The sequence below is a fragment of the Brevundimonas sp. genome, from assembly GCF_016463485.1.
Taxonomy (GTDB): Bacteria; Pseudomonadota; Alphaproteobacteria; order Caulobacterales; family Caulobacteraceae; genus Brevundimonas.
This window is the reverse complement of the sequence record NZ_JAEMRD010000089.1, coordinates 1-14,133: the sequence shown is the minus strand read 5'-3', so window position 1 is coordinate 14,133 and position 14,133 is coordinate 1. Positions and strand designations below refer to the sequence as shown.

General features: G+C 68.6%; 14 protein-coding genes. 6 read left to right on the top strand and 8 right to left on the bottom strand.

Translation table 11 applies throughout. The features are described 5' to 3' along the window. A partial coding sequence (locus tag JHC99_RS12545) for a peptidogalycan biosysnthesis protein (protein WP_292154700.1) occupies window positions 1-354 on the bottom strand: 354 nt, incomplete at its 3' end. A gap of 139 nt (window positions 355-493) precedes the next feature. After that, window positions 494-952 (bottom strand): RidA family protein, encoded by a 459-nt coding sequence (locus tag JHC99_RS12540; RefSeq protein ID WP_292154698.1) that lies wholly within the window; start codon window positions 950-952, stop codon window positions 494-496. Window positions 953-1,046: 94 nt separating this feature from the next. Between JHC99_RS12540 and JHC99_RS12535 the strand changes: the two genes are divergently transcribed. Next, complete coding sequence (locus JHC99_RS12535; protein ID WP_292154697.1) at window positions 1,047-1,979, top strand: hypothetical protein; 933 nt, start codon at window positions 1,047-1,049, stop codon at window positions 1,977-1,979. Window positions 1,980-2,168: 189 nt separating this feature from the next. On the opposite strand, the gene JHC99_RS12530 is transcribed toward JHC99_RS12535, so the two are convergent. Both JHC99_RS12530 and JHC99_RS12525 read right to left on the bottom strand, forming a co-directional pair. Further along, the gene (locus JHC99_RS12530; protein ID WP_292154703.1) at window positions 2,169-2,909 is read right to left on the bottom strand and encodes a polysaccharide deacetylase family protein; all 741 of its coding nucleotides are present in this window, start codon (window positions 2,907-2,909) and stop codon (window positions 2,169-2,171) included. Between the two features lie 173 nt (window positions 2,910-3,082). Continuing rightward, on the bottom strand, window positions 3,083-4,333 hold the full coding sequence (locus JHC99_RS12525; RefSeq protein WP_292154701.1) for a DNA polymerase IV: 1,251 nt from the start codon (window positions 4,331-4,333) through the stop codon (window positions 3,083-3,085). 286 nt (window positions 4,334-4,619) lie between these two features. On the opposite strand from JHC99_RS12525, the gene JHC99_RS12520 reads away from it, so the two are divergent. Continuing rightward, window positions 4,620-4,985 (top strand): response regulator, encoded by a 366-nt coding sequence (locus JHC99_RS12520; protein WP_271147129.1) that lies wholly within the window; start codon window positions 4,620-4,622, stop codon window positions 4,983-4,985. A gap of 6 nt (window positions 4,986-4,991) precedes the next feature. Next, window positions 4,992-6,356 (top strand): PleD family two-component system response regulator, encoded by a 1,365-nt coding sequence (locus JHC99_RS12515; RefSeq protein WP_292154695.1) that lies wholly within the window; start codon window positions 4,992-4,994, stop codon window positions 6,354-6,356. 6 nt (window positions 6,357-6,362) lie between these two features. Here the strand turns inward: JHC99_RS12515 and JHC99_RS12510 are convergent, their stop codons facing one another. After that, window positions 6,363-7,952 (bottom strand): ATP-binding protein, encoded by a 1,590-nt coding sequence (locus JHC99_RS12510; RefSeq protein WP_292154694.1) that lies wholly within the window; start codon window positions 7,950-7,952, stop codon window positions 6,363-6,365. After that, window positions 7,949-8,680, bottom strand: coding sequence for a response regulator (locus tag JHC99_RS12505; RefSeq protein WP_292154693.1), 732 nt, complete (start codon window positions 8,678-8,680; stop codon window positions 7,949-7,951). The genes JHC99_RS12510 and JHC99_RS12505 overlap by 4 nt, the downstream gene beginning before the upstream one ends. Window positions 8,681-8,813: 133 nt before the next feature. Between JHC99_RS12505 and JHC99_RS12500 the strand changes: the two genes are divergently transcribed. The 3 genes from JHC99_RS12500 to JHC99_RS12490 all read left to right on the top strand — a co-directional run bounded on the left by JHC99_RS12500 (window position 8,814) and on the right by JHC99_RS12490 (window position 12,113). Further along, a complete protein-coding gene (locus JHC99_RS12500) occupies window positions 8,814-9,497 on the top strand; it encodes an EF-hand domain-containing protein (protein WP_292154692.1) in 684 nt (227 codons plus the stop codon). Window positions 9,498-9,625: 128 nt separating this feature from the next. Then, window positions 9,626-10,855, top strand: coding sequence for a S41 family peptidase (locus JHC99_RS12495; protein WP_292154690.1), 1,230 nt, complete (start codon window positions 9,626-9,628; stop codon window positions 10,853-10,855). Beyond that, entirely contained in the window at window positions 10,845-12,113 is a 1,269-nt protein-coding gene (locus tag JHC99_RS12490) for a S41 family peptidase (protein WP_292154689.1), read from the top strand. Before JHC99_RS12495 ends, JHC99_RS12490 begins: the two co-directional genes overlap by 11 nt. 159 nt (window positions 12,114-12,272) lie before the next feature. Here JHC99_RS12490 and purT read toward each other — a convergent pair whose 3' ends face one another. Further along, a complete protein-coding gene (gene purT, locus JHC99_RS12485) occupies window positions 12,273-13,469 on the bottom strand; it encodes a formate-dependent phosphoribosylglycinamide formyltransferase (protein ID WP_292154687.1) in 1,197 nt (398 codons plus the stop codon). 7 nt (window positions 13,470-13,476) lie between these two features. Continuing rightward, a partial coding sequence (locus JHC99_RS12480) for a hypothetical protein (protein WP_292154686.1) occupies window positions 13,477-14,133 on the bottom strand: 657 nt, incomplete at its 5' end.

Sequence of the window (14,133 nt, the reverse complement as noted above, 5' to 3'; positions counted from 1 at the left end):
GAGGAACCGGGGGCCGGTCGCGGGGGTGAAGGGCACGGCGCCCAGCAGCTTGGGGTAGTAGCGCCCGCCCGCCCGCTCATAGGCTTCGGCCCAGGAATGGTCGAAGACGTATTCGCCCTGACTGTGACCTTTCAGATAGAGGGGCATGACGCCGAGCACCGAACCGTCGTCGGCGGTCAGGGCCAGGTGGCGCGGACCCCAGCCCTGTCGTGGCGCGGCGCTGCCCGAGGCCTCGCAGGCGTGCAGGAAATCGTAGCTGACGAAGGGATCGCCGGTCGGGGCGGCACAGGCGTCCCACGCCTCGCGGCCTATGGCGGCGAGGGTGTCGTGGACGTGGATGGAGAAGCTACTCAAATCCGCTCATCCCGGCGAAAGCCGGGACCCAGTTCTGTCGTGAGGCACGGCGCTGGATCGCCGATAGCGTGAACCATCGGCACCTAGCGCCCAAAGCACTGGGTCCCGGCTTTCGCCGGGATGAGCGGAAGAAAATGGATCAGCGGACTTCCACCACCGCATCCACTTCCACCGCGAAGCCGAGCGGCAGTTGATACACGCCGACGGCCGAGCGCGCGTGTTTGCCGGCGTCGCCGAAGACCTCGACCATCAGGTCGGAGCAGCCGTTGATGACGGCGGGGATGGCGGTAAAGCCCGGGCCGGCCTGGACGAAGCCGCCCAGTTTCACGACCCGCACGACACGGTCCAGATCGCCGTCCAGCGCCGACTTCATCTGGGCGATCAGGTTGATGGCGCACAGTCGGGCGGCGGCCTGCGCCTGTTCCGGGGTGACGTCTACGCCGACCGTGCCCTTGATGCCGCCCGAGGCGTCGTTCGACAGCTGGCCGGAGATGTGCAGCAGGTTACCGGTCTGGACGAACGAAACATAGCTGGCGACCGGCTTGGCGGGTTCGGGAAGCTCGACGCCGAGTTCGGCGAGGCGGGCGGTGATGGACATGGAAAGCTCCGAAGGTTTGGCCCGGGGTTTAGCGCACGGCCGTCAGGGCGTCAGCCTTAAAGGTTCGCCAACCGGTGTGTGTCATGGTCGCGCCATGGAAATGCTCAGCCCCTCTCAGGTCGAAGCCTTCAAAGGCGTCCAGCAGCGACTGGCACCCGACCTACTGAACCGCGTCCTCACCGCTTCGGTCGAGGCCGTCTATCCGGCGCGGGCCTCGGCCAGCCACTGGAATTTCGACCTGCCCTCCCACGCCGCCGACGAGGCGCTGGGGGCTGATGCGACCGACGCCATGCGCCGCGCCCTGGTGGCGACCTGGGTGCTGGAGATGGCCGAGCGGGTCGAGACCGCCGCCCTGCCGGTCGAGGTGCATGAGCTGTATCCCTTCTGGCTCGACAAGCTGGCCGCCTTCCTGACCGAGGCCGCCGACGGCGATGCCGAATACGACCGCGACCACTATGCCAAGGATGTGCGCTTCGCTCTGGTGCTGAGCGTGCCGGGTGCGAAGACCCAGACGATCGACCTGTCGTCGCCGATGGGACCGGGGCAGGTGGTGAGGAACGGTCGCGACGGCTATGGCTGGTCGCAGGTTCTGGCCTATGCAAAGGCGCAAGGGTGGAAGAAGCCCTGGCTGGAGGTCCACACCGAGAGCCGCCACACCGACGATTTCACCGAGGCCGGCTGGGACCGCGCCTGGGCCACCGCCGCCGCGATCTGCAAGACGCGGCCCGAGCTGGCCGGGATGATCGGATCGAGCTGGTTCTACGATCCGCCGCTGGAAACCATCTCGCCGCGCCTGGCCTATCTGCGGGTCAATCCGCTCAAGGGCGGGGCCTTCATCATCCACCAGGGCCCGGCCCCGATCCATTCCGAACGCTGCGGAGCGACCTCGCCGACACGCCGGGCGATGATCGAGAGTGGGGAATATCTGCCGCGCTCGTGGCTGGTTGCCTGGCCGAAGTCGACGCTGATCCCGTGGGCGGAAGCGCGCAAGGCGGCGCTGGCGGCGGAAGAGAAACAGGCGGCGTGACGTTTCTCCTCCCTGTTCGCCGCTTGGCGAATGGGGAGGTGGCATGGCGCGTCTTCGCGGCATGACGGAGGGGGCGAAGCGGTATCAGCCGCTGAGTCTCCCCACATCCAACACCGAGTCGCCCCCTCCGTCTCGCCGGCTGTCGCCGTCGATCCACCTCCCCATTCGCTGCGCGAACGTGGAGGAGAACTACGCCGCCACCCTCTCCCACCCCGCGCCCACCGGCAGGATGTCCAGATCGGCGGCCTTGGCCAGGCGGATCACGCGATCCAGGTCGTCGGGGGTGCAGCCATAGGGGGTCGGGCCGTCCATGACGTCGTGGCCATAGGCGATCAGCCAGCCTTTTGACGCAGCAGTGTCGGCCATCATTCTTTCGAGGTCATAGCCCGGCAGGCGGCGGCTTTCGAGACCGATGGCCTGCAAGAGGTTGCGGTCGGCGAACCCGGCGTTGATGCCGTCGCGGACGCCCCGGCCGCACAGGAAGCGGCGGTCGATCACCGCCTTTGACCCGAGGGCCGCGTCGCCGAACGGATAGGCGAAGGTGGTCATGACGTGGTCGTCGAGCCGCTCGGCGACCCAGGCGGCGTTGCGGGCCAGGCTGGCGTCGAGTTCGGCGGGGCTGAGGGTCAGGGTCGAGACGTGCTCATAGGTGTGGCAGCCGACCTCGTGCCCGGCCTCGTGCAGGGCCTGCAGATGGTCGGTCTCGAACTGGGGCAGGTCCATGTTGGAGCCGCCGGCCAGGCCGCCGCAGACATAGTAGGTGGCCTTGATCCCGTGCTCGGCCAGGATCGGCCCGGCTTCGGTCCAGGCGGTGACGGGGATGTCGTCGAACGACAGGCTGAACACGCCGCGCGGCGGGGCGATGTCCACCGGGCGGACGTCGAGATAGCGACCGGCGCGGCGACGCATCTTGTCGATGAAGGCTTGCATGGGATGCACAATGCCCTCCGTGAGTTAATTCCACCCTTCCGCTCATCCCGGCGAAAGCCGGGAGCCAGTGCTTTTGTGAGGCAGTGCGTTGGACGATGAAAGTGCGTCACCAGATGCCGTCTTCGCCCAAAGAACTGGGTCCCGGCTTTCGCCGGGATGAGCGGAATTTGGGATCATTTCTTCAGCGCCCGACCTGCCACCACCGCGTCCTTGCCGAATTTTTCGCGGAGTTTGTCGATCGTGGTCTCGGTCTTGAGGATACGGGTCTGGTCGGCGGCGAACAGGCCGGTGGGTGCGTCGACCGCGTCGGTGACTTCGGCCATGCCGATGCCGATCAGGCGGTAGGGGCGGCCAAGTTCGGGCTTCAGCAGGTCGCGGCCGATGGCGAACAGCGCGCGCGCCGTCTGGACCGGATCGGGCACGCTGATGCGGCGGGTGATGATCTTGAAGTCGGTGCGGCGCAGTTTCAGCACGATGACGCGGCTGGCGACGCCGTCGCGGCGGGCCTTCGACGCCAGCTTCTCGCACAGGGGCCAGAGTTCGGCCTCAAGGTCTTCGGCGGTGGTCAGATCGACGTTGAAGGTGGTCTCGGCGCTCATGCCCTTTCGGTCATGCTCGGGCCGCACCAGCCGCGCGTCGCGGGCATGGGACAGGTCGTGCAGGCGCAGGCCGGTCTCGCCATAGCGCCGGACCAACTCCTTGAGATCGGCCGAGGCCAGGTCGCCGATGGTGTTGAACCCGTCGCTGCGCAGGGTCTTGCCGAAGACGGGGCCGACGCCGGGCAGGGCGGTGACGGGACGGGGAGCCAGGATGGCGACGGCATCGCGGCGATTGACGACCGAGAACCCGCGCGGCTTGTCCATTTCGGACGCCATCTTCGCCAGGAAGCGGTTCGGGGCCAAGCCGATGGAGACCGACAGGCCGGTCTCGTCCTCGATCCGCTTCTGGAGCCGGACCAGCTGGAGGGCGGCGGGCCCGCCGTTCAGGCGTTCGGTGCCCGACAGGTCGATCCAGGCCTCGTCCAGCGACAGGGTCTGGACCAGGGGTGTCAGTTCGCGGACGAAGCCGAAGATGCGGCCGCTTTCGTGGACGTATTTGGTGAAGTCCGGCTTGATGACCACGGCCTCGGGACAGGCTTTCAGCGCCTTGAACATCGGCATGGCCGAGCCGACGCCATACAGCCGGGCCACGTAGCAGGCGGTCGAGACCACGCCCCGCACTCCGCCACCGATGATGACCGGTTTGTCGCGAAGCTCCGGCCGATCGCGCTTTTCGACCGAGGCATAGAAGGCGTCGCAATCCAGATGGGCCAGGGTCAGGGTGTCGAGTTCGGGGTCGCAGACGAGGCGCCTGGAGCCACACGCCGGACAGCGCAGCGTCGGTTCGCCTCCCGTCCACAAGCAATCGCGGCAGATGGCCTGGATGGCTAAAATGGCAGTTCCTTAAACTCGTCATCCTCGGGCTCGTCCCGAGGATCCAGACGCACGGTATCGAATGTGGTGCGCGATGACAGCCATCGGGAGTCTGGACCCTCGGCACAAGGCCGAGGGTGACGGAGGCTGTGGATAGAGCCTCGGGTCGAATCCCCGTGCCGGTCGGCACCCGCTTCACGTGACCTTAAGAGTGGAGGGCGCAGGTTGCGAGGACAGAAGGCGAAGACGCCTCTCGATAACCACGCCGCCAAAACGGGGGCGGACAGGCCGGGTGATGATGTCCAAGAAAGTCCTCATCGTCGAGGATAACGAGCTGAACATGAAGCTTTTTCATGATCTGCTCGACTCGCAGGGGTACCAGACGCTGCAGACCCGCGAAGGGTTGCAGGCGATGGCCCTGGCGCGTCAGCACTCGCCCGACCTGATCCTGATGGACATCCAGCTGCCGGAAATCTCGGGGCTGGAGGTCACCAAATGGCTCAAGGACGACGAGGAGCTGGCACACATCCCGGTCATCGCTGTCACGGCGTTTGCGATGAAGGGCGACGAGGAACGGATCCGGCAAGGGGGCTGCGAGGCCTATATCTCCAAGCCCATTTCGGTGATGCATTTCCTCGAAACCGTCCGGAAGCACCTGGGGTAGTTTGTAATGACCGCGCGTATCCTTGTGGTCGACGACGTGCCGGCGAACGTCCGGCTGCTCGAAGCCAAGCTGACGATCGAATACTACGACGTGGTGTCCTGCCACGACGGCCAGACCGCGCTGAAGCTGGCGGCGGCGGAAAAGCCGGACATCATCCTGCTGGACGTCATGATGCCCGGGATGGACGGGTTCGAGGTGTGCCGGCGGCTGAAGGCGGATGCCGAGACCCGGCATATTCCGGTCGTTCTGGTGACTGCACTTGACGGGCGCGAGGACCGGATCAAGGGGCTGGACGCCGGGGCAGACGACTTCCTGACCAAGCCACTGGACGACGTCGTGCTGTTCGCGCGCGTGCGGTCACTGGTGCGGCTCAAGTTGATCATGGACGAACTGCGCGAGCGCGAGGAGAACGGTCGGCGGATGGGTGTCACCACCGACGGCGCTGCACGCTTGCGGGGCTCGGGTGGGCGCGTTCTGATCGTCGATGACAATGCCCGTCAGGCAGCCAAGGTCATGGAAGAACTGTCGCGCGAGCATCGGCCGGTGGTCGAGACGGACGCAGGCGCTGCCCTGGTGGCGTCACGCGGCCTGATCGACCTGATGATCGTCAATATCGCGGCCCAGGGCTTCGACGGCCTGCGGCTGATCGCCCAGATCCGGTCGGTCGAGGCGACGCGGCACCTGCCGATCCTGGCGATCGTCGAGACGAGCGAACGGCCCCGGTTGCTGAAGGCGCTGGAACTGGGCGTCAACGACATCCTGTCGCGTCCGGTCGATTCCGAGGAACTGGCGGCGCGGGCGCGGACCCAGATCCGGCGCAAACGTTATACGGACTTCCTGAGGGAAAAGCTGGATTACAGCCTGGAGATGGCGGTCACCGACGCCCTGACCGGCCTGCATAACCGGCGCTATATGTCGGGGCAGCTACAGGCCTTCGTTCAGCGGGCCAACCACGGCGGCGATCCGGTGGCGGTGCTGGTGCTCGACATCGACCACTTCAAGGCCGTCAATGATGGATTTGGCCACGACGCCGGCGACGAGGTGCTGAGCGAGTTCGCGGTGCGTCTGGCCACCAATGTGCGCGCCGTCGACCTGCCTTGCCGGCTGGGCGGTGAGGAGTTCGTGGTGGTGATGCCCGATACCAGCCTCGAGGACGCCCACAGCATCGCCGACCGCATCCGCCGTGACGTGGGTTCGGCCCCGTTCCGCGTGATGGGCGGGCGAGAGCATCTGACCATCACCGTCTCCGTCGGGGTGGCGGCGTCGCTGGGCGAGGGCGACACGCCGGAAGCCCTGCTAAAGCGTGCCGACGAGGGCGTCTATGAGGCCAAGGCTTCGGGCCGCAACCGGGTCATCGCCCGCGCCGCCTGACTGCATTCAGGCCAGCGGCAGGGTCAGGCGGGCGATCAGGCCGCCCTCGGCGCGAGGAATCAGGACCACGTCGCCACCGTGGGCGCGGGCGACCTGGCGGGCCACGGTCAGGCCCAGGCCGGCGCCGCCCGTCTCGCGATTGCGTGAGCGTTCGCCGCGGGCGAAGGGCTCGAAGACAGACTCGAGGTCGTCGGCGGGCAGGCCGGGGCCGTCATCCTCGATCAGGACCAACGCACGGCCGTCCTCGCCCCCGGTGCGGACCCGGGCGACGCCGCCGTATTTGACCGCATTGCCGATCAGGTTGGCCAGGGCGCGGCGCAGGGCGGCGGGGTCGCCCTGGACCGTCAGGGCGGGGCCGCCGGTGAAGCTGACAGGTTCTCCGGTGTCCGAGAACCCTGCGGCGCAGTCCGCGGTCAGGGTGGTCAGGTTGAGCGTCTCGCGCCGATCCGGGGCCGCCTCGCCGCGCACATAGGCCATGGCCTGGGCGATCAGGGCGTCCATCTCCTCGACGTCGGCGGCCATCCGGTCACGCAGGGTGTCGGGCGCCTGTTCGGCGCGGAAGCGCAGTCGGGTCAGGGGGGTGCGCAGGTCGTGGGCGATGGCGGCGACCGTCTGGGTGCGGCGGCGGATGTGGTCGCGCAGCTTGGCCTGCATGTCGTTGAAGGCGGCAATGGCGGTGCGAACCTCGCTGGGGCCGGATGGCCTCAGAGGCTCGGCGTCGGGGTCGGCGCCCAGGCGCTCTGCAGCCTCGGCGAAGACGCGGATCGGCCGGGTCAGGCGTCGGGCCATGACCCAGACGAGCGGCGCCAGTAGCAGCATGGAAATGCCCATCGACAGCAACAGCCGGACCTGGGACGGCGACAGCAGGTCGTGCGGGGGCTCGACGACCGCCCAGCGGCCGTCCCGCTGCTGGAAGGAGGCGGTGAAGGGGGGGAAGCTCAGGCGATCGAACACGGCCAACTGATCGACCTGAATCCGCGCCGGGCCGGTCCGGGTCTCCGTGCGGCTGACGACGACACTGGAGACTGCGCCGGCGACCGGATCCGGTACCCGACCGGCTTCGGGCCGGGCAGGGCCCGGGCTGGCCGGGAGCCCGACGATGCTGGTGGTGGATTGGGTCTCGACAGAGTCTTGCGGCTTGGGCGGGCGCGTCATGACGAACACCCCGCCCGGGCCGTATCGCGTACTTCCGCCTGGACCGTCCGGCGGGCGGTGGTCGAACAGGACCCGTCCAGCGCCGTCCCTGCGGCCCCAGCCCGGCCCTTGGGCGATCTCGACCTGGACCCTGTCCCGTGTGGTGCCCAGCCTGCGGGCCAGAGTGGTTTCGAGGGCCAGGGTCAAGGGATCGTTCGGCCTGTCCGCTGACCTCAAGGAGGCGGGTTGATCGGCCAGGCGGCGTTTCAGGGTCTTGCCGTCGGTGGTCTCGGCCGGTTCGCCTTTCAGGGCGCTGGCGGCGGCGTCGATGCTGAAGCCCTGCGGCCGTGGCTCGGGGGCCAGCACGACCACGGCGAAGGCGACCGCCTGGGACAGGGCGACGGCGACCGCGACAAGCAGGGCGACCTGGACCATCACCGAAAGCGAGGCGGGCCGCCTCACCCGCGTCGCCCGATGATGACGGCCGGTCGTTCCACCTTGATGTCGAAGCGATAACCCTCGCCGCGCAGGGTCTGGATCATCTCCAGGCCCGAGCCGTCGTCGAGTTTCTTCCTCAGGCGGCTGATCTGGACGTCCATGGCGCGGTCGAAGACGTCGGCGTCGGAGCCGCGCGCTGCCTCCAGCAACTGGTCGCGGGTCAGGATGCGCCCCGGTCGTTCGGCAAAGGTGCGCAACAGGGCGAACTCACCCGCCGACAGGCCGACGACCTGCCCGTCCGGCCGGGTCAGCTCGCGCCGCACCAGGTGCAGGGTCCAGCCGGCGAAGCGCAGGGCATGGTCGGCGGGGCCTGTGCCTGCGTCCTCGCGCGGACGACGCAGGACGGCGCGGACACGGGCCAGCAGTTCGCGGGGATTGCACGGCTTGGCCAGATAGTCGTCGGCCCCGAGCTCCAGACCCACGATCCGGTCTGTGTCCTCGCCCATGGCGCTGAGCATGACGATAGGCGGACCCGCCCGCGACAGGCGACGCACGACCGACAGGCCGTCCTCGCCGGGCATCATCAGATCCAGAACGATCAGGTCGACCGTGGCCGTGGCCAGTGACCGGTCCATCTCGGCGGCGGAGGCGGCGGTGGCGACGTGATACCCATGCTGCGTCAGATACTCCGACAGCACTTCGCGGATGCCGGGGTCATCATCGACGACCAGGATGCGGGCGGGGGTATCCATGGACATCCGATCCTTATGCCGTGCCCGGCCGACACCGTCATTTCAGCCCTGAAACATTTATCGGACCGACTGAAATCCCCAGGCAAGGCCGGGGTGGTGAAACCGTGTCACAACAACAAGAGGATTCCTCTCCATGCTGATCGCCCTGACCCTCGCCGCCGCCGTCGCCGGCCAGTCCGCGCCGCCTGCGCACCCCGCGACCGAGACGCGCCACGAGGTCCGCATCGTCACGTCGGGCGGCCCCGGCGGCCCCGGCGGGCGTCCGGACATGGACAAGAACGACGACGGTTTCGTCACTCGCGAGGAGTTCACCGCGCCCCAGACGGCGGCGTTCGAGATGCTGGACACGAACTCCGACGGCCGGATCTCGACCGAAGAGTTCGCCTCTGGCCGTGCCGCCGCGCATGTGATCCTGGGTGGGCCCGGCGGTCCCGGTCCGGCGGGTGGGCCGATGCGGTTTCACATGAGCGGACCGGGCGAGCCCGGCGGTCATGGCCCGATGGGCGAGGGCAATGTGACGGTGATCCGTCGCGGCGGCCCCGATGGCGGCATGGCTCCGATGGGACCCATGGGTGCGGGTCGGAACGTCCAGATCCACACGATCGGCGGCCCAGGCCAAGACGGCCCCGGCGACCTCGACAAGGACGGCGACGGCAAGGTCTCCGAGACAGAGTTCCTGGCACCCCTGCGCGAAGCCTTCCAGCGCATGGACGCCGATCGTTCGGGCGCGCTGGAAGCCGGAGAGCACGGCCCGGGCGGTGGCGGCAACGTCTTCATCATGCGCCGCGACGGGCCTGACGCACCGTCTGCGGATTGATCGTCACGAACATGACTTGAGCGTTCCTGTCAGGCTGACATAGGGTGGCGGCGATGTTTCCCGCCACCCGTTCCCTTCGGCTCCCGAGCCCCCGGTGCCCGGCGCATGGTCCTGCGCGCGGGCTCGCGTTGATTCTGGCCGGCGTCCTGGCGTTGGGCGGGGCCGCGCCTGCCATGGCGGGTGAGCTCGCATCGACGCCTGTCGTCGTGGCCGCGCCGCTCGACCGGGCGCGTGCCGAGATGAACAAGCGGGTCTTCGACCGGGTCTGGAGCGAAGTCCGGACCCAGTATTACGACGCGACGATTCATGGTCTCGACTGGACCGAGGCGCGCCGCACCTATCGGCCCGACGCCCTGGCCGCCCGCGACGACGGCCAGCTGTATCGCGTCATCGACCAGATGCTGGACCTGCTCGACGACGACCATGCGGGCGCGGCTCCCCCGGCCGTGGCGCGCCGCCAGGATGCCCAGCGGCGTCGTCGCGCCGTGATGGGCGTGACCCTCTATCCCCAGGACGGCGGCGGCTACCGGATCGAGCGGGTGCGCGCCGGGTCTCCGGCCGAGGCGGCGGGCGTGCGCGTCGGCTGGCGGCTGGCCGGAGACGGCACCGGCGGCTGGTCGCCGGATCGCGAGGTCGTTGACGGCCAGCCTCTGACCCTGGCCTTCACCGATACGGAGGGCGAGCGTCGTGACGTGACCCTGACCCCGCGCGAGATGGACCCCCTGCCGGCCTTCGTCGCCGACCGGTCCCGGCCGGACGTGCTGGTGCTGCGTATCGAGGGGTTCGAACCCGGTCTGGGTCGCTGGATGGGGGCGCAGCTGGCCGACCTGTCGCCGGACACGGCCGTGGTTCTGGACATGCGCGACAATCCCGGCGGCCTGTTGATGGAGGCCGACGCCGTGCTGTCCTGTTTCCTGCCCGACCGTATGGCCTGGGCGACGCGGACCAACCGGTCGGGTCGAGCGGCGACGCTGCGCGTGCGAGAGGCCTGTGGCGGGCGGACCGAACCGGCGACCAATGCCCTGGCCGTGCTGGTCGACGGATCGAGCCGCAGCGCCGCCGAACTGACCCCTGCCGCCTTGCAGGAGGCCGGGCGTGCCATCGTGGTGGGCGAGCGGACGGCTGGGGCGGTGCTGATCTCTCAGGATACGCCGTTGCCGGACGGCGGGCGGCTGACGCTCAGCCGCGCCGATTTCGTCACTGCGGGCGGGGTGCGGCTGGAGAAGCGCGGCGTGGATCCCGACCTGGTCGTCACCGATACGGAGGCTGAACCGGACGCGGCCGACGAGGCCCTGCTGGCCGCCATCGCCGCCTTGCGGACCCTTGTAACTGCTGGCGCGAGGCCGGATGTCAATTGAACGGCGCGGCTCGGCGTGGATGAGCGGATGGCGCAATGGGCTGGCCGTACTGGCCTTCGCCGGCCTCGCGGCCTGTCAGTCGATTCCGTACGAACGGACCGGGGTACTGCCGCCGCCCGTCGTCGTCGCCGATGCCTCGCCCGATCGGGCGGCCCTGAACGCCAGGACCTATGATGCGGCGGTCGGCTGGGTGGAGAAGCTGTTCTACGCCAAGGATTTCCATGGGTTGGACTTCGCGGGCGAGGCCGCCGCGCGCCGCGCCGAGGCCATCGCCCAGCCCGACGAGGCTGGCTTCTATGGCGCGCTGGAAGCCCTGGTCGACAGGCTCGACGACGATCACACCCAGACCCTGAGCCCGACCCGGCGTGAGCGGATCGCCGCCGGCGAGGCGGGCGATCGCCGCCCCGGCTACGGCATGGTGATGATGCCGCGCGGCGACGATCGCTATGTCGCACGGGTGCGGCCAGACACACCCGCGTCGGCCGCCGGCGTGCAGGTCGGATGGAAGGTGGAGACCGTCAACGGCGTCCCGCCGCGTTTCGCCTCGCCGGCCCAGGAGGGAAAGGCCGACACCGTGGTCTTCCTGGACGAGACGGGTGAGCGACACACGGTCGAGCTGACCCCCGTGCCGCTGGATCCCCTGCCGCGCACCGAGGCGCGACGGCTCGAGGGCGACATCGCCTATATCCGGTTCGACGACTTCGACCGCGAGACCTACGACTGGTACAAGGCCGAGTTCGCCAGACTGGCCGATGCGCCGCCGGCCGGCCTGATCATCGACCTGCGCACCAACGGCGGCGGAAGCCTGGCCCTGACGGGGATGAGCCTGTCCTGGCTGTTCGACCGAGAGATCGATTTCGGTGTGACGACCGGACGTTTCATCAATCGGCGCTACACCAGCGAATCCCCGGATCGACCCTATCTGGGGCCCGTCGTGATGATCGTGGGCCCGGGCTCGGCCAGTGGCGGCGAGCTCTACCCGGCGGTGGCCCAGGAGTTGGGCAGGGCCGTGATCGTGGGGGAGCGGACGCGGGGGGCGGTGATCGGATCGCGCGCCGTGGAATTGCCCGACGGCGGCGCAATCCGGATCGGCATCTTCGACATGACCACCCCCGGCGGGGCGCGGCTGGAGAAGGTCGGGGTGATCCCCGATGTCCCGGTTGACGTCGACTGGGGTGCGCTGCGTGAGGGACGCGATCCGGCGTTGGCCGTGGCGCTGGCGGAACTGGAAAAGCTGCGGATCGGGCCGGGGCTGTAACCCACTTCCGCTCATCCCGGCGAAAGCCGGGACCCAGTGCTTTGGGCGATCAACGGTGAATATCAGCGCAGAAATCAATCCCAGCCAGGGTGCTCAAATCCAGAACTGGGTCCCGGCTTTCGCCGGGATGAGCGGAATTTTTTGGGTCCGGAGCCAAGCCTATTTCCGAACCGGCCTGACTTTTCCAGCCGCCTCGGTCGCCCGTGCCCGTGCCTCCTCGGTGGTGGCCCCCCGAGCTGTTGCCACTCCCATCCGGCGACGTTCGAAGCTTTCCGGCTTGCCGAACAGGCGCAGGTCCGCCGTCGGGACGGCCAAGGCCTCGGCGACACCTTCATAGGCGATACCCACCGCTTCCATGCCGCCATAGATGACCGCACTGGCCCCGATCTCGCGCTGGCTGACGTCCACGGGCAGGCCCAGTATCGCGCGGGCGTGCAGGGCAAACTCGCTCATCGTCTGGGTGGCCAGGGTGACCAGGCCGGTATCGTGCGGGCGGGGCGAGACCTCGGAGAACCAGACCTGGTCCCCCTTCACGAACAGCTCCACCCCGAACACGCCCCAGCCGCCGAGCGCCTCGGTGACCCTGGCCGCGATGTCCTGAGAGGCCGCGAGCGCCGCCTCCGACATGGCCTGGGGCTGCCAGCTTTCGACATAGTCGCCGCTGACCTGGCGATGGCCGATCGGGGCGCAGAAGTCGGTGCGGGTCTGGCCGTCCACATCGCGCGATCGGACGGTCAGCAGGGTGATCTCGTAGTCGAAGTCGATCCGGCCCTCGACGATGACACGGGGCGTCTCGACCCGGCCGGACGACTGCGCATAGGCCCAGGCGTTGCCGGCGTCCTCAAGGGCGTCGATCACCGACTGGCCCTTGCCCGAGGACGACATCACCGGCTTCACGAAGACCGGCAGGCCGATCGTGTGTGCCGCCTCCATCAGCTCGCGCGACGAGCCCGCAAACGCATAGGGGCTGGTCGGCAGGCCCAGCTCCTCGGCGGCCAGACGACGGATGCCTTCGCGGTTCATGGTCAATTGCACCGCCCGCGCCGTGGGCACCACGCGCGCCAGTCCGGCGGCCTCGATCTGGGCCAGGACCTCGGTGGCGATGGCCTCGATCTCGGGCACGATGATGTGCGGGGCCTCGGCCAGGATGACCCCGTTCAACACCTGGGGGTCGGTCATCGGAATGACGTGGCTGCGATGGGCGACCTGCATGGCCGGGGCGTTGGGATAGCGATCGACCGCGATCACCTCGACGCCGAGGCGTTGCAGCTCGATCGCCACCTCCTTGCCCAGTTCGCCGGCCCCCAGCAGCATGACGCGGACGGCCGTGTCCGACAGCGGTGTTCCCAGTTTCATCGCCAACCTATTCCTTCGGGGCCCAGTTGCCCGCGGTACGGGCGGCCGAAATGGCCTCGACCAGCCTGGCCTCGACGCCGTTGGCCCGCATGGCCGCGGCGTCCATGATTGCCGCGTCGCCACACGCCTGTACGACGTGCGGCAGGTCCGGCGACACCGTCAGTCCGCCGGCCTCGGCGTCGGCCGACAGGCGGAAGCCATTGCCCGAGAACTCTTCCGCATCGAAGACCGGCGCGCACTGTTCCATCCACTCGGAGCCGCCGTCCTGACCCACGATCTGGGCCTTGATCGTACGGACGTACCAGGCGGCGAGGGCGGGCGAATAGACGATCGGGACCGACCCCGCCGTCATCCCTTCGGTGTCGCCATTGGTGACGTTCATGGCCTTCAGCACCGCAGACCAGTCCAGACGCCGGCCCGAGGCGAGATCATAGGTCACCGTCGTCTGGCTGGTCGACGGATAGGGTCCGCCGCAGTTGTATTCCTCTGATATGGCATAGGTGACGAAGGCCGGGCCGGTCATCGGCTGGCTGATCCAGCGGCTGTATCCTCCGTCCTGATTTTCGCAACTGGCCGCGCTTTCGCGGGCACCGGCGTCCAGCGTGTCCAGGTCGGCGTTGACGGCGACGATCGCCGGGGTGGTTCCGCTCAGACGGGGGAGGGC